Origin of the sequence: Crossiella sp. SN42 (assembly GCF_023897065.1) — a bacterium.
GTDB lineage: Bacteria > Actinomycetota > Actinomycetes > Mycobacteriales > Pseudonocardiaceae > Crossiella.
The window spans coordinates 203,569-225,644 of the sequence record NZ_JAMHIV010000008.1 but is presented as its reverse complement, the minus strand read 5'-3'; the positions used below and the strand labels follow the sequence as shown (position 1 = coordinate 225,644).

13 protein-coding genes are annotated in these 22,076 nt (G+C 72.6%); 3 read left to right on the top strand and 10 right to left on the bottom strand.

Translation table 11 applies throughout. The features are described from left to right. Positions 1 to 60 precede the first annotated feature (60 nt). Entirely contained in the window at positions 61 to 1,101 is a 1,041-nt protein-coding gene (locus M8C13_RS12265) for a LacI family DNA-binding transcriptional regulator (RefSeq protein WP_252480641.1), read from the top strand. Positions 1,102 to 1,108: 7 nt separating this feature from the next. Here the strand turns inward: M8C13_RS12265 and guaA are convergent, their stop codons facing one another. Further along, the gene (gene guaA / locus M8C13_RS12260) at positions 1,109 to 2,683 is read right to left on the bottom strand and encodes a glutamine-hydrolyzing GMP synthase (RefSeq protein ID WP_252480640.1); all 1,575 of its coding nucleotides are present in this window, start codon (positions 2,681 to 2,683) and stop codon (positions 1,109 to 1,111) included. A gap of 148 nt (positions 2,684 to 2,831) precedes the next feature. Between guaA and M8C13_RS12255 the strand changes: the two genes are divergently transcribed. Then, entirely contained in the window at positions 2,832 to 4,289 is a 1,458-nt protein-coding gene (locus M8C13_RS12255; RefSeq protein WP_252480639.1) for an aldehyde dehydrogenase family protein, read from the top strand. Here M8C13_RS12255 and M8C13_RS12250 read toward each other — a convergent pair. The 8 genes from M8C13_RS12250 to guaB form a co-directional block, all read right to left on the bottom strand. Beyond that, positions 4,279 to 5,745, bottom strand: coding sequence for an FAD-binding oxidoreductase (locus M8C13_RS12250; RefSeq protein ID WP_252480638.1), 1,467 nt, complete (start codon positions 5,743 to 5,745; stop codon positions 4,279 to 4,281). The genes M8C13_RS12255 and M8C13_RS12250 overlap by 11 nt on opposite strands. Positions 5,746 to 5,809: 64 nt before the next feature. Beyond that, entirely contained in the window at positions 5,810 to 7,354 is a 1,545-nt protein-coding gene (locus tag M8C13_RS12245) for an FAD-dependent monooxygenase (protein ID WP_252480637.1), read from the bottom strand. Positions 7,355 to 7,517: 163 nt separating this feature from the next. Next, positions 7,518 to 9,185, bottom strand: coding sequence for an FAD-dependent oxidoreductase (locus M8C13_RS12240; RefSeq protein ID WP_252480636.1), 1,668 nt, complete (start codon positions 9,183 to 9,185; stop codon positions 7,518 to 7,520). A gap of 32 nt (positions 9,186 to 9,217) precedes the next feature. Beyond that, a complete protein-coding gene (locus tag M8C13_RS12235; protein ID WP_252480635.1) occupies positions 9,218 to 13,390 on the bottom strand; it encodes a hypothetical protein in 4,173 nt (1,390 codons plus the stop codon). 1 nt (position 13,391) lies between these two features. Continuing rightward, positions 13,392 to 16,679: a hypothetical protein gene (locus M8C13_RS12230; protein WP_252480634.1), complete on the bottom strand. Its 3,288-nt coding sequence runs from the start codon at positions 16,677 to 16,679 to the stop codon at positions 13,392 to 13,394. A 116-nt stretch (positions 16,680 to 16,795) separates the two neighbouring features. Continuing rightward, complete coding sequence (locus M8C13_RS12225; RefSeq protein ID WP_252480633.1) at positions 16,796 to 17,305, bottom strand: GNAT family N-acetyltransferase; 510 nt, start codon at positions 17,303 to 17,305, stop codon at positions 16,796 to 16,798. Then, positions 17,302 to 18,429, bottom strand: a complete 1,128-nt coding sequence (locus M8C13_RS12220) for a GuaB3 family IMP dehydrogenase-related protein (RefSeq protein ID WP_252480632.1) — start codon at positions 18,427 to 18,429, stop codon at positions 17,302 to 17,304. The genes M8C13_RS12225 and M8C13_RS12220 overlap by 4 nt, the downstream gene beginning before the upstream one ends. A 59-nt stretch (positions 18,430 to 18,488) precedes the next feature. After that, entirely contained in the window at positions 18,489 to 20,000 is a 1,512-nt protein-coding gene (gene guaB / locus M8C13_RS12215) for an IMP dehydrogenase (RefSeq protein ID WP_252480631.1), read from the bottom strand. A 139-nt stretch (positions 20,001 to 20,139) separates the two neighbouring features. Here guaB and M8C13_RS12210 point away from each other — a divergent pair, with 139 nt between their 5' ends. Beyond that, positions 20,140 to 20,526, top strand: a complete 387-nt coding sequence (locus M8C13_RS12210) for a DUF5319 family protein (protein ID WP_247755625.1) — start codon at positions 20,140 to 20,142, stop codon at positions 20,524 to 20,526. Between the two features lie 114 nt (positions 20,527 to 20,640). Here the strand turns inward: M8C13_RS12210 and M8C13_RS12205 are convergent, their stop codons facing one another. Beyond that, the gene (locus tag M8C13_RS12205) at positions 20,641 to 21,972 is read right to left on the bottom strand and encodes a hypothetical protein (RefSeq protein WP_252480629.1); all 1,332 of its coding nucleotides are present in this window, start codon (positions 21,970 to 21,972) and stop codon (positions 20,641 to 20,643) included. Positions 21,973 to 22,076: the final 104 nt, after the last annotated feature.

The following is a 22,076-nucleotide window of genomic DNA, read 5'->3' as shown; positions in this document are numbered from 1 at the left end:
TTTCTCGACACCGGGGCGGCGCATTCGGCTTTTGTGATCCTTTTCTGTATTAATAGCGGGGTGAAGACGCCGCCCGCCCTCGCGCACGGACTCGGCCGCCCGACCCTGGAGGACGTGGCCGCGGTGGCGGGCGTGTCCCGCGCGACCGTGTCCCGGGTGATCAACGACTCGCCCAGGGTCAGCCCGGAGGCGCGCGAGGCCGTGCACAACGCGGTCCGCCAGCTGGGCTACGTGCCGAACAAGGCGGCCAGGACGCTGGTCACCCGGCGCACCGAGGCGATCGCGCTGGTGCTCTCCGAGGCGGAGAACAAGGTCTTCGACGACCCGCACTTCTCCACCGTGGTCCGCACCGCCACCGAGGAACTGTCCACAATGGACACCCAGATGGTGCTGATGCTGACCCAGGACGAGACCACGCACGCCAGGGTGCTGCGCTTCCTGGGCGCCGGGCACGTGGACGGCGCGCTGCTGCTGGCCCCGCACAAGCGGGACCCGCTGCCGGAGGCGGTGGCCGGCCTGCCCATCCCGGTGGTCTTCGGCGGCAAGCTGTGGATGCCGGAGGACGGCCTGCACCTGGTGGACAACGACAACGTGGGCGGCGCGCGGATGGCCACCGAGCACCTGCTCGGCCTCGGCCGCCGCACGGTGGCCACCATCACCGGGCCGTCGGATGAGAAGGCCGCGCTGGACCGGCTGACCGGCTGGCAGCAGGCGATGGGCGTGAGCCAGGAGCGGGCCGCTCAGCTGACCGCCTGTGGCGAGTTCACCCGTCAGGGCGGCGAGCAGGCCATGCGGGAGCTGCTCGAACGGCTGCCCGAGCTGGACGCGGTGTTCGCGGCGAACGACCTGATGGCCGATGGCGCGCTGCGGGTGCTGCGGGCGGCGGGCAAGCGGGTGCCGGAGGACATCGCGGTGATCGGCTTCGACGACCAGCCCGCGGTGGCCCCGCTGTCCGACCCGCCGCTGACCACCATCCGGCAGCACCCGGCCGAGCAGATGCGCCGGATGGTGCGGACGCTGCTCCGGCTGGTCGCCGGCGAGGAGGTCGAGCCCGGCCGGGAGGTCCTCCCGACCGAGCTGATCCGCCGCGCCTCGGCCTAGGCCCGGCTCACTCCCACTCGATGGTGCCCGGGGGCTTGCTGGTGACGTCCAGGACCACCCGGTTGACGTCGTTGACCTCGTTGGTGATCCGGGTGGAGATGCGCTCCAGCACGTCGTAGGGCAGCCGGGTCCAGTCCGCGGTCATCGCGTCCTCGCTGGAGACCGGGCGCAGCACCACCGGGTGGCCGTAGGTGCGGCCGTCGCCCTGCACGCCGACCGAGCGCACGTCGGCCAGCAGCACCACCGGGCACTGCCAGATGGTGCGGTCCAGGCCGGCCGCGGTCAGCTCCTCGCGGGCGATGGCATCGGCCGAGCGCAGGATGGCCAGCCGGTCGGCGGTGACCTCGCCGATGATCCGGATGCCGAGGCCGGGGCCGGGGAAGGGCTGGCGGTGCACGATGGTCTCGGGCAGGCCCAGTTCCAGGCCGACCCGGCGGACCTCGTCCTTGAACAGCGCGCGCAGCGGCTCGACCAACTTGAACTGGAGGTCCTCCGGCAGGCCGCCGACGTTGTGGTGGCTCTTGATGTTGGCCGCGCCGGTGCCGCCGCCGGACTCCACCACGTCCGGGTACAGGGTGCCCTGGACCAGGAAGTCGTAGTGCTCGCCCTGCGCGCCGGCCTCGGCCTGCAGGTCGCTGGCGGCCTGCTCGAAGACCCGGATGAACTCGCGGCCGATGATCTTGCGCTTCTCCTCGGGGTCGGTGACCCCGGCCAGCGCGGTGAGGAACCGCTCCTGGGCGTCCACGGTGACCAGGCGGACGCCGGTGGCGGCCACGTAGTCCCGCTCGACCTGGGCCCGCTCGCCCGCGCGCAGCAGGCCGTGGTCGACGAACACGCAGGTCAGCCGGTCGCCGATGGCCCGGTTCACCAGGGCCGCGGCCACCGCGGAGTCCACCCCGCCGGAGAGGCCGCAGATGGCCTTGCCGGGGCCGACCTGGGCGCGGATCAGCTCGACCTGCTCGTCCACGATGGAGGAAGTGGTCCACTGTGGACGGACGCCGGCGATGTCGTGCAGGAAGCGGCGCAGCACCTCCTGGCCGTGCGGGGAGTGCAGCACCTCGGGGTGGTACTGGACCCCGGCGAAGCGACGCTCGACGTTCTCGAAGGCGGCCACCGGGGCGCCGGAGCTGGTGGCGGTGACGGTGAAGCCCTCGGGGGCCTTGGTCACGCAGTCGCCGTGGCTCATCCACACCGGGTGGTGGCCGGGCAGGTCCTCGTGCAGCACCCCGCCGTTCTCGGTGATGGCCAGCTCGGTGCGGCCGTACTCCCTGGTGCCGGTGTGCTCGGTGGCCCCGCCCAGCGCGACCGCCATGGCCTGGAAGCCGTAGCAGATGCCGAACACCGGGACGCCAGCCTCGAACAGCTTCGGGTCGACCTGCGGCGCGCCGTCCTCGTACACGCTGGACGGGCCGCCGGAGAGCACGATCGCGGCCGGGTCCCGCTTGAGCAGCTCCTCGACCGGTTCGGTGGAGGGCACGACCTCGGAGTACACCTGGGTCTCGCGGACGCGGCGGGCGATCAGCTGGGCGTACTGGGCGCCGAAGTCGACGACGAGCACGGGGCGGTCGGTGTTACTGGCCACCGTGGCGAACCTCCAGGTCAGGACCGGGAACGAGAACCCGATTCTCCCAGCCGCGCGGCCACGGGAACGCCCGGGGGGTGGCCGGGGACCCGGTGCGACGCCGGGATCACCCTGTGCTGATGCCGGGGTCAGGCTTACGGTGATTGCCATGACCGACCTGGAGCCCCCGAAGCCCCGACCGTCCTTCATCGCCGGATCGCCCGAGCCGGGCGTCAGCGAGCTGGTCGTGCGCCACCCCTTCGACGGCAGCGAGGTCGCCACCGTCAGCGTGCCAGGACCGGAGCAGGTCGAGCGCGCCGTGGCCGCGGCCGCCGCGGTGTTCACCGAGTTCCGCTCCTCCCCCGCGCACCTGCGGGCCAATGCGCTGGCGCACGTGTCGAAGCGGCTGGCCGAGCGGACCGAGGAGATCGCCGAGATCATCACCGCGGAGAACGGCAAGCCGCTGAAGTGGGCCGTCGGCGAGGTCGGCCGCGCGGTGCACACCTTCCGGCTGGCCGCGGAGGAGGCGCGCCGGTTCACCGGCGAGCTGACCAGGCTGGACACCGACCCCTCGGCCGAGGGCAGGGTGGCGATGGTCAAGCGCGTCCCGCGCGGCCCGGTGCTGGGCATCGCGCCGTTCAACTTCCCGCTGAACCTGGTGGCGCACAAGGTGGCCCCGGCGCTGGCGGTGGGCGCGCCGATCATCATCAAGCCCGCGCCGCGCACCCCGCTGACCGCGCTGATCCTGGGCGAGATCCTGGCCGAGACCGACCTGCCCAAGGGCGCGTTCTCGGTGCTGCCGGTGGGCAACGAGGAGACCGCGGCGCTGGTGCGGGACGAGCGGCTGCCGGTGGTCAGCTTCACCGGGTCGGGGCCGGTAGGCTTCTCGATCATGGACTCGGCGCCGCGCAAGCACGTGGTGCTGGAGCTGGGCGGTAACGCGGCCGCGGTGGTCTGCGGCGACTGGAGCTCCGAGGCCGACCTGGACTTCGCGGCGCAGCGGATCGCGCTGTTCAGCAACTACCAGGCCGGGCAGTCCTGCATCGCGGTGCAGCGGGTGCTGGTGGACCGGGCGGTGTACGAGGACTTCCTGCCCAGGCTCCTCAGCGCGGTGAACGCGCTGCGCACCGGCAGCCCGCACGACCCGGAGGTGGAGGTCGGCCCGCTGGTCGACGAGGACGCGGCCAAGCGGGTGGAGCAGTGGATCTCCGAGGCGACCGGGGCCGGCGCGAAGGTGCTGGCCGGGGGCACCAGGGAGGGCGCCACGGTGGCCCCGACCGTGCTCACCGAGGTGCCCAAGGACGCCAAGGTGTGGTGTGAGGAGGTCTTCGGACCGGTGCTCGCGGTGGCCGCGGTGGACGGCGTGGACGAGGCCTTCGCCGAGGTCAACGACTCCGCCTTCGGCCTGCAGGCCGGGGTGTTCACCCACGACATCCAGACCGCGTTCCGGGCGGGCACCGAGCTGGAGGTGGGCGGCGTGATCATCGGCGATGTGCCGTCCTACCGCGCGGACCAGCTGCCCTACGGCGGGGTCAAGGGCTCCGGCGTCGGGCGCGAGGGCGTGCGCACCACGATGAACGACTTCACCGAGGAGCGGGTGGTGGTGCTGACCGGCGTCAGCTGGTGAGCCCCTGGGCGAAGCGGAACACCCCGTCCGGGTCGTACCGGGTGGCCACCGCGCGCAGCCGGTCCAGGTTCGGGCCGTAGTAGGCCCGCGCCCAGTCCTTCTGCGCGGCGTCCAGGTAGTTCACGTAGCTGCCCTTGCCGACCAGGCCGGTCAGCGCGCTCTGCACCTCGGTGACCGCGGCGAGCTGCCTGGCGTGCTCGGCGCGTTCGGCCGGGGCGTAGATCTGCACGCTGGCCAGTGCCTTGCGGTGCGGGAAGGCGGTGTCGGCCACGCCGATCTCGCCGACCGCGCCGCCGAGGCCGTCGAAGAGCAGGTCCATCTTGCGGCCCTGCACCTGGCCGACCACCCGGTCCGGGTTGCTGATCTTGTGCTCCACGATCCGGGAGGCGGCGGCGAAGCCCTCGCGCTTGCCGCCGCCGTTGCCCGCGAAGTGCCGCATCGCGTCCAGGTAGCCCTTGGGCTGCGCCATGCGCTGGGTCGGCCGCGCGCCCGCGGCGCTGACCAGCTGGTCCAGCAGCGGGTTCAGCCCGCCCGCGCCGCCGACGTAGCAGCCGGCGACCATGGCGGCCGGTGGCGTGCCGCCGAGCAGGTGGCAGATCGACCACAGCTCCGGCGGAGCCGAGCCGATCCAGTCCTGCCAGGCGCCGAGCACCGAGGCGGCGGACCCGGCCGGGAAGCGCAGCGAGAACACGGTCAGGCCCGGCGCGGGCACGGTGCCGAACTCGAACTGGGTGACCAGCGCGAAGTTGCCGCCGCCCCCGCCGCGCAGGGCCCAGAACAGCTCCTGCTCGGAGTCGGCCGAGGCGGTGCGCAGCGAGCCGTCGGCCAGCACCACCTGGGCGGTCCGCAGGTGGTCGCAGGTGAGGCCGAGCTTGCGGGCCAGCACGCCGATCCCGCCGCCGAGGGTGAGTCCGGCGATGCCGACCGAGGGACAGGACCCGGCGGGCAGCGCGCGCCCGGCGCGGGCCAGTCCGGCGTAGACGTCGGCGAGCTTGGCGCCCGCGCCGATCACCGCGGTGCCGTCGGGCTGCACCCGGACCTCGCGCATCGGGGACACATCGACCACCAGACCACCGGCCGGGGCGCTGAAGCCGGCGTAGCTGTGCCCGCCGCTGCGCGCGGCCACCGCGATCTTGGACTTGCGCGCCACCTCAAGGCATTCCTGCACCTGCTCCGGGATCTCGCAGCGGGCCAGCGCGGCCGGTGGCGGCAGCTGGAGCGCGGCGTTGAACGGGGACCAGGCGGCGGTGAAGTCCTTCTCCGGCGGCAGCAGCACCGGGACCTTGGCGCGCAGCGCGGCCCAGTCCGGCGGCGGGGGCGGGCCGGTGGTGCCCGGCGGGGTGGTGGTGGCGCTGGTGGTACCGCTGGGCGGCGCCTCCGCACCGGCGCCGCACGCGCCGGTGGCCAGTGCCGCGGCGCCGGCCCCGGCCAGCCGCAGGAATCCTCGTCGATCCATTGGTCACCTCCTGTGCCCGTACAGGAGACGCCCTATCGCCTGCGTTCGTTGGCTGTAACGCCGGTCACCACCCGGTCGCGCGACGCAGCGCGCTGACCAGTCCCGCGCCCAGGTCCCCGGCGCGCAGCACCGCGGCCAGGTGGCCGTCCGGGCGGACCAGCGCGGCCGAGCCGGGCGGCATCCGCAGCGCCTCGGCCAGCGCGCCGCCGTCGGCGGCCTCCTCCAGCGGCTGCACGTGCACCGGCGGGCCCTTGGGCAGGCGCGGCCGGGAGGCCACGGTGAGCAGGTGGAACTCCGGGCCGAAGTGCGGGCGCAGCCTGCCGTGCCCGGCCAGCGAGGTGTCCGGGCACAGCACGCCGGGCAGCGGCGGCCTTGGCACGCCAGGATCGCGCGGGAAGGCGGCGATCTCGGTGGGCTGGGCGGGTGTGGTCAGCGGGGAGTCCAGGTAGTAGAAGGGCTCGGCCAGCTTGCCGGAGTCGATCTTGGCGCGGGCGGCGGGCTCGCGCACGCTGCGCTCCAGCACGTCCCGGCGGTAGGCCTGCTCGGCTCCGGTGCGCGGCACCAGGAAGCGCATGGTCTCGCCGGTGACGCGCAGGTTCTCCCTGGCCGCGGCCCGGCGCTCGGCGTCGTAGGAGTGCAGCAGCAGCGGGCCGCCCCAGCCCGCCCGGTCGAAGGCGATCTTCCAGGCCGCGTTCTCCGCGTCCGCGATGCCGGAGTTCAGGCCGCGCGCGCCGAACGGGCTCATCACGTGCGCGGCGTCCCCGGCCAGCAGCACCCGGCCGATCCGCATCGCGGGCACGCAGCGCTGGTGGAAGCGGTAGACCGAGGCCCACTCCAGCTCGTAGTCGGCCTCGCCGACCACCGAGCGGACCAGGGTGTCCAGGCCGCCGTTGCTCCTGGCCTCGGTCAGGTCGAAGTCGTCGGGCACCTGCCAGTCGATCCGCCAGCGGCCCTGCGGCTGCGGGTGCACCAGCACCTGGCGGCCGGGGTTGGCCGGCGGGTCGAAGTAGAAGCGGCGCTCGGCGGCGTGGCCCAGCGGGGCGCGGATGTCCGCGATGAGGAACTTGTCCCGGAAGCTGTAGCCCTGGAACGGCAGGTCCAGCAGCTGGCGGACCAGCGAGCGCGGGCCGTCGGCGGCCAGGCAGTGGCTGCCCCGGAAGGTCCGCTCGCCGTCGGGGGTGCTCACCACCACCTCGACGCCCTCGCGGTCCTGGCTCAGCCCGATCACCTTGTGGCCCAGGTGCACGGTGACCATCGGCTCGGCCGCGACCCGCTCGTCCAGCAGCCGTTCCAGGTCGGTCTGCGGCAGGTTCACAAACGGCGGGAAGCCCTGCCGGTGCGGCAGCCGGACGGTGAGCACCTCGTGCTCGCGGTAGTAGGTGCGCCCGGTGTGCCAGGTGACCCCGGCCGCGGCCACCCGCTCGCCGAGGCCGACCCGCTCCAGGATGTCCAGCACGTCCCCCTGGACGCAGATGGACCGGCTGCCGATGGTGGCCCGTTCCGCCGCCGCCTCCAGCACCACGCTGGGCACCCCGGCCCTGGCCAGCAGCAGCGCGCCCATCAGTCCGACCGGGCCGCCGCCGACCACGAGCACACACTCCGCACTCATGCCCGCTCCCCAACGTCCTCTATCGGCTGATCCATCCCCACACTGTGCCAGCGGTCACACTCGCGGGGAACATTCCGTGATGGATCAGCTACCTGCCGTACCCCATCGGCCGAGATCGTCACCATTCCGCCCACTGAGCGTGATCTCAGTGGGCGGCCGGGAGTCAGCTCACGATGGGCAGGCGGAGCGCGCCGGGAGCGGCCGCGGGCACGGCGGGGCTGACCGGGAGGACGGGGTTGAGGCGCTGGTACGGGGCGCCCTGGGCGGGCCGGGGGTCGGCCTCGCCCTTGTTGGGCCACAGCGAGAGGGCGCGCTCGGCCTGGGCGGTGATGGTCAGCGAGGGGTTCACGCCCAGGTTCGCCGAGATGGCCGAGCCGTCCACGATGGACAACCCGGGGTAGCCGTGCACCCGGTGGTAGGGGTCGATCACACCGTGCTCGGCGTCCAGGCCGATCGGGCAGCCGCCGAGGAAGTGCGCGGTCATCGGGATGTTGAACATCTCGCTGATCGCGCCGCCGGGGATGCCGTTGATCTTGTCAGCGGCCAGTTCGGCGGCCTTGACCCCGGCCGGGATGGAGTTCGGGTTGGGCGCGCCGTGGCCCTGTTTGGAGCTGAGCTTGCGGCCGCCCAGCCAGCCGCGCTTGGTGAAGGTGGTGATCGAGTTGTCCAGGCTCTGCATCACCAGCAGGATCACCGTGCGCTCGCTCCACCTGCGCACCGAGAGGTTCCGCAGGGTGAGCAGCGGGTGCCGCAGCATGGTGGCCACCGCGGGCGCCTGGAGCAGGCCCATCGCGTTGCTGCCCTTGCCGTAGCGGACCGGCTCGATGTGGGTGTCCTCGTCGGGGTGGAACGAGGAGGTGATGGCCACGCCCTTGGTGAAGTCCCGGTTCGGGTCCACCTTGGTGGCCTTCGCGCCCAGGATGGCCTCGGAGTTGGTGCGGGTGAGCTGGCCCAGCCTCGGCGAGAGCGCGGGCAGCGAACCGTTGTCCCGCAGCTTGTGCAGCAGGTTCTGGGTGCCCCAGGTGCCTGCCGCGAGCACCACCTGGCCCGCGGTGAAGGTGCGGCGGCCCTTGCGCAGCCAGGAGCCGGTGCGCTCGGTGGCCACCACCCAGCCGCCGTCGGCACGCCTGCGCAGGCCGGTGACCGTGGTCAGCGGGAAGACCTCCGCGCCCTTGCGCTCGGCCAGGTAGAGGTAGTTCTTCATCAGCGTGTTCTTCGCGCCGACCCGGCAGCCGGTCATGCAGGAGCCGCACTCGGTGCAGCCGGTGCGTTCCGGCCCGGCGCCGCCGAAGTACGGGTCCGCGGCGCGCTGGCCGGGCCGGTCGAAGAACACGCCGACCGGGGTGGTGTGGAAGGTGCCGGCCACGCCCATGTCCCCGGCCACGTCCTTGATCACCTCGTCCGAGGGGGTGGTGCTCGGGTTGGGCACCACGCCGAGCATCCGGGTGGCCTGCTCGTAGTAGGGCGCGAGCTCGGCCTCCCAGTCGGTGATGTGCGCCCACTGCTGGTCCCGGTAGAACGGCTTGAGCGGCCGGTACAGCGTGTTCGCGTAGTTCAGCGACCCGCCGCCGACCCCGGCCCCGGCCAGGATCAGCACGTTGCGCAGCATATGGATCCGCTGCACGCCGAAGCAGCCGAGCTTCGGCGCCCAGAGGAAGCGGCGCAGGTCCCAGGAGGTCTTGGCGAACTCCTCGTCGGCGAAGCGGCGCCCGGCCTCCAGCACCGCCACCCGGTAGCCCTTCTCCACCAGCCGCAGCGCGGCCACGCTGCCACCGAAGCCGGAACCGATCACCAGGACGTCGTAGTCGTTGTTACTGGCGAGTTGGGTCATGTACCCAAAGTAGAGAGGACCTGTCCTCGCCGCTAGAGGGTGTTACCGCCAGTAACGATAAAGTCTGAGAAGTCCAGCACGAGCCGCCCGATCCGGGCGTCCAGCGGCACCCGGTCGGCGTGCACCAGGCGGTAGCCCACCGGCGTCGGCGTGCCACCGACCGGGACGGTCTCCTCGGCCGCGTCCGGGTCGGCCTGGTGGCGTTCGTGCTCCTCCAGGACCAGCCGGTAGTCGCGGGTGATCGAGACCTCCACCGGCGGCAGCCCGCCGGTCCAGGCGAACCCGGCGCCGTCGGCCACGCAGGCCAGCTCGCCGGTGGCCACCTGGCGCCAGTCGAACTCCTCCTCGGTGCTCCGCTTGACCTGCACGCTCACCCGGACCCGGCGGCTGGCCGCGGCCGCGGCGAGCCCGGTGCCCGCCTTGGCGCCGAGCGCGTCCGCGGTGGCCGCGCCGCGCAGGGTCAGCCGGACGCCGTCGGCGGTCTCCTCGGCCAGCAGGGTGCGGGCGGGCACCAGCTGGGTGAACTCGGCGAGCACGATCGAGGACAGCTCGAGCCCGGCCAACGAGTGCGGCTGGTAGCGGGCCAGGGCCAGGCGCAGCAGCGGGAAGTAGGCGGTGGGCACGCCGGGGTCGAGGTCCACGTCGGCGAACCACAGGCCCTTGTCCGGGTCGAACTCCGGCTGCACCGCGACCACGTCCACCGTGGCCGGGCCGCCGGCCAGGGTCTCGGCCATGGCCAGTCCGGTGGCGGAGGCGGCCGGGTTGGTGATCCGGTCCGCGGCCAGCGGCGGCAGCTGGGTGCTCTCCGCCCAGACCGGGTCCACGCCCCAGTCGCTGCGCAGTTCCGGCGGCAGCTGCCGTCGCGGGTCGAGCACCACGGCGAGCAGCTCGTCATCGCCGGAGGAGAACCAGGGGCGTTCCAGGTAGATCCGCACCCCGGCGCAGCGCCGGATGCTGGTGCGGCGGCGGTTCTCCTCGTCGTTGACCGTCTCCCAGCGGAAGGTGGGCACCAGGTAGGCCGGTCGCGGTGGCAGCGGCCTGCGGCTGCTGGGCACCGGCCAGGGCTTGCCGTCCGGAGCCACGCACACCGGGCCGACGCTGGTGATCCGGTCCAGGTCGGCGGTGATGGACGGGTGGAAGTACTCGCGGAAGCGGGTGGTGCCGACCGGCACGTAGCCGACGTTGCGGTGCCGGGTGTCGCCGAACTCGTGCTTGAGCTTGCCCGCGCCGAAGGCCAGGTTGTCCTCGATCTCGCGCAGCTCCAGCCCGCCCAGCCGGGTGCGCGCGCTGACTCGCCGGGGCGCCTCCTCGGCCGGGTCGTCCAGCCACTCCTGCCAGGTCGCGTCCACGTCCACCCGGCCGGTGCTGGGGGCGTCGGCCACCAGCACGCCGTGCACCTCGGTGAAGGTGGCTCCGGCCGCGCGCGGGAAGGACAGGTCGTGCAGCACCGGGCGGGCGATCGGCCGTTCCACCGCGTGCACCAGGGTCAGGTCGACCCACGGGGTGAGCATCCAGTTCTCCCCGTTGACCGTGGCCTTGGTGAGCAGCTCCCGCTCGGCCGGGGTGAACCGCCGCCACTCCTCGGACTCGGTGAGCAGCCGCCAGCCGTGCAGCAGCTCCAGGTCAGCCTCCTCCAGCGCGCAGCTGAGGCGGATGGTGCGCACCTCGCCCTTGAGCAGCTGCACGGTCAGGGTCCGGCTGGCCGCGCTGAACCTCGGCTCGCCGTCGCCCTCCTCCAGCACCAGCCGGATCGGCCCGGCGTCCGGCCATTCGCGGTGCAGGATGCCGTAGAAGGAGTGCACCTCGTCGGTGCCCTCCGGATCCTCGGTCGGCAGCCCGCGCAGCGAAAGGCCGCGGGCCAGCGGGTCCGGCAGGTAGGGCAGCAGCAGGTCGTCGCCGGTGTGCACGACGAACTCGCCCTCCTGGAGCTCGCCGCCCTTGCGCAGGGTGCGCAGGTCGGTGACCGGGCCGGGGGCCTTGCTGTTGTGCGTGGCGACCTTGATCCGGTGCCGCAGGTCGACGGTGAGCTCCGGGTGGTCCGCCCGGCGCACCACCACGTCGGTGAAGCTGCCCGCCTCCCGCGAGGCGGCGACCAGGAACCGCCTGCGCTGCTCGGCGGAGGGGTTGCCGCCCAGCACGTCGTCGTACTTCCCGTGCTGCTCGGCCAGTTGCAGGGCAGCCTTGGGCGGGGCCAGGTGCCGCTCGTCGGTGTCCCGGTAGCGGCGGCTCAGGCCGTCGGCGGGCAGCGGGTCGTCGTTGTGGTCGGGCACGTCCCGGTTGTCCAGCGCCCAGAAGGTGGCGGAGACCTCGCGGCCGTCCTCGTCCACCGTGCTGCGGATGACCAGGCGCTCGTTGGACTCGCCCTCGTTGAAGGCGTGCCGGGGCACCACCACCGGGTGCGGCACCGGTTCCCAGCGCCGGTAGGTGACCGGCGCCGACTCGATGTCCACAGTGGACGGATCGGTCAGCTCGGGGCTGTTGCCTGCCAGGTCGACCAACCGGGCGCGCAGCCGGTAGGTCTGGCCGAAGCGCAGCTTGGGCAGGCTGCCCGGCACCGGGGTGAAACTGGTGTCCAGCGGGAACTTCTCGTCCACCTGCCGCTCCGGCACCACCACCGTGCCGTCCTCGGCGATGGTCCGGCCGGGGCGCGGCGCGGACAGGCTCCAGCCGTCCCAGCCGAAGAGCGCCTCGTGGGTGAAGGCCCTGGTGTCGGCAGGCGCGGACTTGGTGGTGGCGCTGGTCTTCACCTGGCCCTCGTCCTCGGCCACGCCGGTGATCGGGATGACTTGGCCGGTGGCCGGGCGCAGCGCGTAGCTGCCGCGGCGGCGGCACAGCGAGTACCAGGCGGTGACCGGCGCGGTCGGCGCCTCGGCCAGGCCGACGTCGACCCGGTAGCCGCGCACCAGCGCCTCGGCGGTGACGGTGGGCGCCTCGGCCGCCAGCGCGCGGACCGTGTTGCCGCCCAGTTGCTCGGCGAACCAGCGGTCCCGGTCGGTGGCCAGCAGGGTGATCCCGGCGTTGCGCAGCGCGGGCAGGCCGGTGCCCATGCGGTTGCCCGCCTCGGCGCTGATCCGCTGCACGGCCGCGCTGAAGTCGGCGATCCGGATCGCGGCGGAGTCCACGTCGAGGTCGGTGACCGCCCAGCTCTTCTGCTGGCTGAGGTCGAGGTAGCGGTCCTTGAGCCGGCTGTTTGCCGCCGTCGCCGCCTCGAACCGCCGTCCCGGCAGGTGCCGCAGCCGGGTCAGCGGCAGCAGCTCCGGCAGCTTGAGCGAGGCCGCCGCGCCGGGGCCTGGGTCGACGGAGACGGTGGCCCCGGTCTCCGGCAGCCCGGCAGGCAGGGTCACCAGCAGGTCGACCACCAGGCCGAAGCGGCGTTGCAGGGCCGGGTAGTCGCCGAGCAGGCCGCACACGCCAGCCACGGTGAGCTTGGGTTTCTCCGGCGCGGTCACCGCGGGCGCCGGCTCGTCCTCGGCGCGGAAGGAGCTCCGCCGGTAGTACTGGAACGACTCGGCGAAGGTGTGCCGGGCGCCGTAGCGGTAGTCGCGGTAGATGTGCTGGGGCGCCGCCTCGGCCACCAGCCCGATCGGCGGCGGCTGCCCGCCCCCGGGCTCGAACAGGTCGTTCAGGTCTCGGAACGACTGCGCAGGGTTCGCGGCGAACTGGCTGGCCCCGATGAAGGTGTCGTCCTGCCGCAGGTTGTTCAGGGCGGGGAAGGCGAAGCCGAGCTGGCTCTCCGGCGGCGGGTCGCCGCAGCCGCGGATCACCTCCCTGGTGTCCTCGGCGTTGAGCCTGCCCTCGGCGACCTTCCCGGCCAGCCTCCGGTACATGGCGGTGACCCGGTCGTGCACCTGGGTTCCCGGGAAGGAGCGCAGCTCGTCGATGCCACCGTTCGCCGCTCTGTCCACAGTGGACTGACACGGGCTGCCGGGCGGGAACAGGGTCTGCCACAGCGTGGAGTCCGGTCCGGCGTAACGGTTCTCCACCTCGGCCGCGACCCGGTGGGTCTGCCCGGCCCAGCTGAACACCAGGCCCAGACCGGAGATCAGTCCGCTCAGCATCAGCGGCCAGTCCAGGAACGGGCCCTCGCCAAGGGTGGCGGCCTCGATCCGCGGGCTGACCAGCACGGACAGCCTGGCCCTGCCATCCGGGTGGAAGCCGTTGGGCAGCGCCGTCCACACGGCCTTGTGGGTGGCGGGAGCGGTCATCTCAGGCGCCTTCCGCGAAGGCCGAGCAGTACTCCAGGACCGGGTCCCGGCGCAGGCCGGCCTCGGTGTAGGGAGCCATGAACTCGGCGAAGGTCAAGGTGCGCGGTGCGTCCAGCGCCGCGCGGGCATCGGTGTTCGGCGAACCGGCGAAGGTCTTCTCGCAGCTGATCTCCACCGACTCGGAGAAGAACGCGATCTCGATGGTGATGGTGATGGTGGCCCGGCCGGTGACCACGCCGTGGTCGTAGCGCAGCTCCAGGTACAGCTCGATGGAGGCCGAGATCAGGCCGAGCACGTCGACCTCGCCGCGGGCCCGGAAGTACCCGGCCAGCTCCACCCCTTGGCCGTCGATCCGGAAGTAGATCCCGGCCATCACCGACAGGCTGCCGCTGGCCACGCCCAGGTTCATCGACACCGCCGCGCCGAACTCCAGCGCGCCTTCGCAGTAGAGCAAGCCTTCGGGGTTCAACGCGATGCCGAAGAACCCGCCGCCGCCGAAGAAGGCCACGGTGAGCCGGAACGGGGCCTCCCGGCGGCAGAAGGAGAACCCGACCTCCATCCCGCTGCCGACGAAGGGCAGCCGGAAGTGCGCGTCCAGCCGGATGTTCTCCAGGCTGAACACCCCGATCGCCAGGCTGGGCAACGGCATCCCGTACCGCGCGGTGATGCCCTCTGCGCCCACGTCCAGGCTGGGCGGGTCGCTGAAGCCGTCGAAGGGGATGATGTTGCGCAGGGTCTGCACGAACGACAGGTCCCCGACGAAGGTCACGTCCCCGAAGGCCACCTCCACGTCCGGCTTCTTCCCAGCCCTGGCCAGGAAACGGATCCGCTCGAAGTAGAGCTCGATCACGCCGAGCACGTTGATCTGGAAGTCCTCCAGCGAGCAGCTCACATCCGCGCCGACGGCCAGGTCCGGCCGCAGCGAGCCGCGCAGGTCCACCACCACGGCGAACCGGCCGCGCTCCCGGAAGACCAGCAGGTTCTTGTAGTTCTGGACCTTCGGTTCCCACTCCAGCCGGGTGTTCACCGTCTCCGGCAGGGTGAAGTTCTTGGCCGCCTTGAGGATGGAGTCCTTGAGCGAGAACGCCGATCCGGCCGCGGAGGTCCAGGTGGCGGCCTGCGCGCGGACCCGCTCCAGGAACGCCGGGACCGCGGGATCGATGCCTGCCGGGAGTTCGGCGATCAGCGCCTGCACCGCGTTGAGGAAGGCGTTGAACTTCGCCTCCACGTCGCCGATGGCCGGCTCCGCGCCGCCGGGGGCGAGGAACTCGCCGGTGATGTCCACGAACTCCGCCGCGGTGCGCCGGACCTCCCTGGCCCGCTGCGCGATCTGGTTGAACCGCTGCTCCACCAGGTCCATCAGCTCCCGGATCCGGTGCAGGTCGGAGAGGAAGGAGGTGACCGCGTTGACCGTCTCGGTGAGGAACCGGGGTGCGCGCAGCGGTTCGTCCAGCCCGGCCCCGCGCACGATCGCGGACAGCGGGACGAGGCCGAACAGTTTGGCTTTCAAGGCGTCCAGCACATCGGCCGGGTCGAACGTGCCGGCCGCCGCGTTGGCCAGCGTGCCGCCGACCGGGCCGGTGATCCGGGACATCCCGGCCACCTGGATCGAGGGCGCGGCCAGCCCGCCGGAGCGGTCCCGCCCGCCGTTGGCCTCGAAGTTCAGTGACACGTTCGCCTTGACCTCGACGAAGACCTCACCCTTGTTCGGCGAGTCCGCCCGGTCCGCGGCCCTGGGGAAACCAGCCACCGCGTACTGCTCGGCGTACCCGATCGGCACCGCCTCCGCGTTGCCGGTCAACCGGCTGGCCGCGGCCACCACGGCCTTGGCCCCGGCCACGATCGGCGCGAACCTGGCGAACTCCGAGGGCGGCAGCTCCGCCCACTGCCGGGGCGCGCGCAGCTCCCAGGTCAGCTCGGTGGTGTCCAGGCTGGTGTCGTCCACCCGCGCGCTGTCCGCGTAGGCCAGCGCCTGCCCGCCGAGGCTGACCACCCGGTTGGCCGGTGCGTTCTGGTAGGTGGCCAGCACCTGGGCCAGGCGCTCCGCGTTGTGCTGGGCGGGCACGAACAGCAGCGGGGTGCGGAACTCCACCGCGCGCCGGTTGCGGTCCTGCCCGACCGCCTTGAACTGGAACGGTTTCTCCGCCTGCGTCGCCGGGAAGAACTCCTCCTCGGTGTCCCCGACCAGGTCCGGGGTGACCAGGGTGAGCAGCCGGACCCCGCGGAAGGGGAACAGGTGGTTGAACCGGTGCTCGGTGCCCGCCGCGGTGAGCTCCTCGGCCGGGTCGAACTCCCGCACCGGCTCGCGCACCACCACGAACACCCGCTGCCGCAGGTAGGCCGGGTTGCCGGGCCGGTCGGGGTGGAACTTGCGCTCGGTGATGGTCACCTTGACCGCGCGGTGGCCGAACGGGGCCAGGAACCCGGCCTCCACCACCCGCACGTAGTGGTCCCGGCCCAGCGCGGCCCGGTGCCGCCACTCCACCAGGTCAATCCCGGCGGGCCGGTGCAGCGACCAGTCGCCGTGGCTGTCCAGGTAGCCACCCAGCGCGCTGAGCACCAGGTGCGCCAGCTGGACCGGCTGGGGCAGGTAGGGCTGACCGGTCTCGGTGCTCAGGCCGTGGCTGGCGGTCAGGTGCACGATGTCCCGCCGGTGCTCCGGCTTCAGCGAGGCCAGGAACGGGCCGGGAGGGACCGGGGAGCCCACTGGCGGCGCGGTGTCCCCGGTGAAGTCCCTGGTCCACACCGCGCGGGCGGTCCGGCCGCGCAGCCGGGTGTGCCACAGTTCGACCCGGCCGCTCTCCGGCGGCGCCTCGGCGCGGTGGATCCAGCGGTCGGCCGAGCGCGGGGACAGGTACAGCCGATAGGGCAGCTCGATCGCGGTGCGCGGGTTGTTCACCCGGTCCCGCAACGGGTTCTCCGGCACGCCCGGCCCGTCCGCGACCGGCACCACCCGCATCGGCAGCGTGCGCAGCGCGGCCAGCAGACCGGCCTCCTCGTAGGGCACCCGCTCCCCGGCGCCGACGGTGAACACCAGCTGGCCGCCACCGGCGATCCGGGCCGCCACCGGCGGGGCCGAGGGGTTGCCGACCGGTTCCGGGAAGGCCTCCTCCAGCAGGTGCTGTGGCGGCAGCGCGACCACGATCAGGCCGTCCTGACCGGCGACCGAGGGCACCAGCCTGCGCCGGAACGCGTCCTCGAACTTCAGGCCGTGGAAGGTGAAGCTGAGGTCGAGCAGGTCGGCAGGGCGCAGCAGGCGCACTGGCGCCGGGAACTCGTCGGCGGGCATGCGCCCTCCCCCTTGGTCGGCGACTACCGCACCGAAGCTAGGGGAAAGCGCCTACCTGGACAGCGAGCCGAGGAGCCACCGAACGGGCCGCCTCACTCGCCCTTCCGGCCGCACGTTCAGGCCAGGTCGGCCCGGAGGATGCCGTAGGTGACCAGGTCCCTGCGCACCCCGCCGCGCAGCTGGGCCCCGCGCAGCACGCCCTCGCGGCGCAGCCCGGCCTTCTCCAGCGCGCGCTGCTCGGCCCGGTTCTCCGCGTCCGTGGAGGCCTCCACCCGGTCCAGGTCGGTGCTGGCGAACAGGTGCTCCACCAGCAGCCGCTGGGCGGCCGAGCCGAGGCCGCGGCCACGGGCCGAGGGCAGCAGCGCGATGCCGAAGTTCCAGGCGGTGCAGGAACGGGCCGGGCCGTAGCTGACCGGGTGCCAGCTCACGCCGCCGACCAGCTCGCCGGTGATCTGGTCCAGCACCGCGGCGCGCCCGGAGACCTCGAAGCGCACCAGCGGCTCCTGCTCGTCCCGGTCCACGTCGAAGGCGCCGTCGCTGCCCTCGCTCAGCACGTCCTCATCGCCCGGCCCGAACTGGGCGAGGGCGATGAGGTCGTTCTCCGCGAGGATGGTCCTGGGGCTCACTTGCGAACCGTCAGGCCGACCTTCTGGAACTCCTTCAGGTCCGAGTAGCCGGTCTTGGCCATCGCGCGCCGCAGCGCCCCGAAGAGGTTCAGCGTGCCGTAGGGGCTGGTGGCCGGGCCGAACAGGACCGACTCCAGGCTGTGGCCGCTGGTGAAGCCGTAGACGTCGCTGCGCGGCAGCGAGGGGTGCGCGGCCGCCGCGGTCCAGTAGTAGCCCTGGCCGGGCAGGTCCTCGGCCTCGGTGAGCGCCTCGCCGAGCATCACCGCGTCCGCGCCGCAGGCGATGGCCTTGGCGATGTCACCGGAGTAGGTGAGCCCGCCGTCGGCGATCACGTGCACGTACCGGCCGCCGGTCTCGTCCAGGTAGTCGCGGCGGGCGGCCGCGGCCTCGGCGATCGCGGTGGCCATCGGCACCCCGATGCCCAGCACCCGGTTGGTGGTGCTGGCCTGGGACTGGCCGTAACCGACGATCACCCCGGCCGCGCCGGTGCGCATCAGGTGCATCGCGGTGCGGTAGTCGCCCACCCCACCGGCGATCACCGGGATGTCCAGGTCGGCGATGAACCGCTTGAGGTTCAGCGGCTCACCGTCCCTGGAGACGTGCTCGGCGGAGATGATGGTGCCCTGCACGATGAGGATCTCCACGCCCGCGGCCAGCAGGTCGGGGGTCAGCTCCTCGGCGTGCTGCGGGCTGACCCGCACCGCCACCGTGTTGCCGGACTCGCGCACGGTGCGGATGGCCTCGGTGAGCAGGTCCACCCGGATCGGCGCGGCGTGCAGCTCCTGCAGCATGCGCACCGCGGCCGAGGGGTCCTCCTGCTCGTCGGCGGCCTGCACCACCCGGAACAGCGCGTCCTCGGCGTTGGCGTGCCGCGCCCAGACCCCCTCGGCGTTGAGCACGCCGAGCCCGCCGAGCTCGCCGAAGCGCACCGCGGTGGCAGGCGAGACGATCGCGTCGGTGGGGTGGGTGATCAGCGGGATGTCGAAGCGGTAGGCGTCGATCCGCCAGTCCAGCGACACGTCCTTGGAGGAGCGGGTGCGCCGGGAGGGCACGATCTCGATGTCGTCAAGCCCGTAGGCACGCAGCGCGGTGCGCCCGGCACCGATCTCCACCTGGTCCCGCACGTCGATCCTCTCTCACTGTGACAACTGCACTGACTGCCGGGTATGTCCGTTGTGGACGGTTACCGGGTGGTGTAGTTCGGCGCTTCCACGGTCATCGTGATGTCGTGCGGGTGGCTCTCCTTGAGCCCGGCCGCGGTGATCCGGACCAGCTGGGCCTGCTGCAGCTGCGTGATGGTGGCCGCACCGGCGTAGCCCATGCCCGAGCGCAGGCCGCCGACCAGCTGGTGCACCACGTTGGACAGCGGGCCGCGGAACGGGATCCGGCCCTCGATGCCCTCCGGCACCAGCTTGTCCTCGCTGAGCACGTCGTCCTGGAAGTAGCGGTCCTTGGAGTAGGACTTGGCCTGGCCACGGGACTGCATCGCGCCCAGCGAGCCCATGCCGCGGTAGGTCTTGTACTGCTTGCCGTTGTGCAGGATCAGCTCGCCGGGCGCCTCCGCGGTGCCGGCCAGCAGGCTGCCCAGCATGACCGTGCTGGCGCCGGCCGCGATGGCCTTGGCGATGTCGCCGGAGTACTGGATGCCGCCGTCGCCGATGACCGGCACCCCGGCCGGGGCGCAGGCCAGCGAGGCCTCGTAGATCGCGGTGATCTGCGGCGCGCCCACGCCCGCCACCACGCGGGTGGTGCAGATGGAGCCGGGGCCGACGCCGACCTTCACGCCGTCCGCGCCCGCGTCCACCAGCGCCTGCGCGCCGGCCCGGGTGGCCACGTTGCCGCCGATGATGTCGGTGGACTCGCCCAGCTCCTGCTTGAGCTTGGCCACCATGTCCAGCACGTTGCGCGAGTGCGCGTGCGCGGAGTCCACCACGATCGCGTCCACGCCCGCGTCCACCAGGGCCATCGCCCTGCGGTAGGCGTCATCGCCGACCCCGACCGCGGCGCCGACCACCAGGCGGCCGTCCGGGTCCTTGGTGGCCAGCGGGTACTGGTCGGTCTTGACGAAGTCCTTGACCGTGATCAGGCCGCGCAGCTTGCCGTCGCCGTCGATGATCGGCAGCTTCTCCACCTTGTGCCGCCGCAGCAGCCCCAGCGCGGCCTCGGCCGACACGCCGACGTGCGCGGTGACCAGCGGCATCTGGGTCATCACCTCACGCACCGGGCGGGAGTGGTCGACCTCGAAGCGCATGTCCCGGTTGGTGATGATGCCGACCAGGCGGCCCTGCGCGTCGGTGACCGGCAGGCCGGAGATGCGGAACCGGCGGCAGCGCTCGTCCACCTCGGCCAGCGTGTCGTCCGGGGAGCAGGTGACCGGGTCGGTGACCATGCCGGCCTCGGAGCGCTTGACCACCTCGGCCTGCGCGGCCTGCTCGTCGACGGAGAGGTTGCGGTGCAACACGCCGATACCGCCCTGGCGGGCCATGGAGATGGCCATCCGGGCCTCGGTGACGGTGTCCATGGCCGAGGAGACCACCGGCACCCGCAGGGTGATGTTGCGGGAGACCCGGCTGGAGGTGTCGACCGCGCCGGGCACGACATCGGACTCGGCAGGCAAGAGGAGGACGTCGTCGAAGGTCAGGCCGAGCATGGCGAACTTCGGCGGGATGCCGTGAGCGGTGAGCTCGCTGGTCATGACTGGTGTCGGCCTTCCTGGTGCGCCGGTCACACGGTGGTTCCCGCCGGCCAGGTGGAGCCAGCGGAACGGGTGACCACATGCTAACCGGCCGACCGGCGGCAACACCTCCGGCCGCAAGCCAGGTACCGTGCCCCACGTGCCGCACAACGCGTTGCCGCCCGATCCCTTCGCCGGGGACCCGGAGGACCCGGCCCTGGTGCTGGGCGAGGCAGAGGAGGAAACGGCCGAGCCCCTCGGCGAGGACGAGCGCGCCGACCTGCTCGCCGACCTGGCCGACCTGGCCGTCTACCAGGCACTTCTGGAGCCGCGTGGGCTCCGTGGCATCGTCGTGGACTGCGGCGACTGCCGGGAGCCGCACTACCACGACTGGGAGCTGCTGCGCTCCAGTCTCCAGCAGCTGCTCGACGACGGCCGGATGCGCCCGCACGAGCCCGCCTACGACCCGGACCCGGCCAGCTACGTCAGCTGGGAGTACTGCCGGGGCTACGCGGATGGCGTAACTCACACCGAGGGCGAGCGTTAGCCAGCTCACGGCGTCATCCCATCCGGTGAACCCACGGGCCACCACAGAACATGACCACGCCGTCACGGTGCGCAGTCACGGGCACCGTCCACAGTGGAACCTGCCCCGTCCAGGTCAGGGCCGCGCGATCCGGCCCGGGCCGGCCGCGTTGTCGTTCCATGCCTGCTGCCGGTTCGCCGGGGTCACGCACACGTCGTCACCTGGCCAGGCCTCCCGCCACACGTAGCCCTGCACGCAGGTGTGCGGGCCGTAGGGGCCGTGGTACCAGCGGCCGTGGGTGGCGTTGTTGTCCGCAGCCGCCTGCTGCCGGACCGCGCCGGTGACGCACACGTAGTCGTGCTGGTCGCCGTCCCGCCACACCCAGCCGCTCGTGCAGGCGTTGGGGCCGTAGGTGGCGCCCTGCACGGTGTTCGTGCTCACCGTGACCGAGGCGGTGTCGCCGCTGATGCCGTTGATCCGCACGGACACCCCGTTGGCGTCCAGGGACTGCACCGGGTGCCGGTCACCGCCCCTGGTGCGCAGCAGGTACGGCGTGCCCTCGCGCACCTCGTTCAGCATGACGATGTCCGCCGGGATGCCCGCGCTCCAGCCGGTCTTCTTGCGGAACTCCACCGTGTAGTAGCGGTACGGGTCGTTGGCGTCGAACGGGATGCGCAGCAGCTGGGTGCCCGCCGTGCCAGGGGTTTCCAGCGCGGAGAGGGTGATGGTGCGGGTGCGCACGCCGTCCGCGCCGAGGGTGAACACCCGGTCCCTGGGCAGCCAGCCGAGCTTGTCCCGGAAGTAGCCGTTGAGCCCGACCGCGCTGGTGCCGAAGCGCGCGGTCTGGAAGGTGTGGATGTTCATCGCGGACTGGATGTCCCACGGGTTGTCGTACTCGCCGATCTGCGCCCACTCCACGTTGCGGTAGGTCGGGTCGTCGGAGAAGGAGTGGCCCAGGCCGTAGCCGTGCAGCATCTCGTGCGCGGCGAAGCCGACGTTCCACGCGCCCGGGTCCAGCAGCACCCGGCCGCCCGCCGCGCCGGAGTCCACCCAGTCGTTGAGGATGGCGACGATCCGGTGCCCGCCGGGCACGGTGTAGCCGTTGCTCGCCGCGGTGTTCACGCAGTCCTGGATCCGGTCCCAGCGGGTCTTCGGCCGCTGCTGCTCCAGGGTGAACGGCATCGTGTACCAGCCGCGCACCACCGAGCCGTGCAAGGTCACCCGGCCGCGGGACTGGTCGGCGAAGTAGTCGGCCAGGCCGCCCTGGCCCGCGCCGTCCTGGGTCAGGAAGTCGCGGAAGAACTGCTGGTTCTGCGGCTCCTGCGGCTTGTCCTTGAACTTGCACAGCAGCACCGACCAGCCGGTCTGCCCGCGCACCGGCACCGCCAGCGCCGGATTCGCCAGCACCAGCCCGATTCCGCCCACTAACAGGGCCAGCGCCAGCGCCGCCCAGCTCCGATATCGCATCCCGTCGCTCCCGTCTTCGACCACTTCAGCGGAGCGGAAGTTAGCCAGCGAAAACGGAAAATCCGGGTACCTGCCCCGGCCCCGGCACCTTGGGGCGGCAGCAC

What these genes read in the sequence shown, in the direction of transcription:
- M8C13_RS12245 (WP_252480637.1), bottom strand. Translation starts at nt 7,354, where the DNA reads ATGAGTGCGGAGTGTGTGCTCGTGGTCGGCGGCGGCCCGGTCGGACTG.
- M8C13_RS12250 (WP_252480638.1), bottom strand. Translation starts at nt 5,745, where the DNA reads ATGGATCGACGAGGATTCCTGCGGCTGGCCGGGGCCGGCGCCGCGGCA.
- M8C13_RS12205 (WP_252480629.1), bottom strand. Translation starts at nt 21,972, where the DNA reads ATGCGATATCGGAGCTGGGCGGCGCTGGCGCTGGCCCTGTTAGTGGGC.
- guaB (WP_252480631.1), bottom strand. Translation starts at nt 20,000, where the DNA reads ATGACCAGCGAGCTCACCGCTCACGGCATCCCGCCGAAGTTCGCCATG.
- M8C13_RS12235 (WP_252480635.1), bottom strand. Translation starts at nt 13,390, where the DNA reads ATGACCGCTCCCGCCACCCACAAGGCCGTGTGGACGGCGCTGCCCAAC.
- M8C13_RS12230 (WP_252480634.1), bottom strand. Translation starts at nt 16,679, where the DNA reads ATGCCCGCCGACGAGTTCCCGGCGCCAGTGCGCCTGCTGCGCCCTGCC.
- M8C13_RS12240 (WP_252480636.1), bottom strand. Translation starts at nt 9,185, where the DNA reads ATGACCCAACTCGCCAGTAACAACGACTACGACGTCCTGGTGATCGGT.
- M8C13_RS12255 (WP_252480639.1), top strand. Translation starts at nt 2,832, where the DNA reads ATGACCGACCTGGAGCCCCCGAAGCCCCGACCGTCCTTCATCGCCGGA.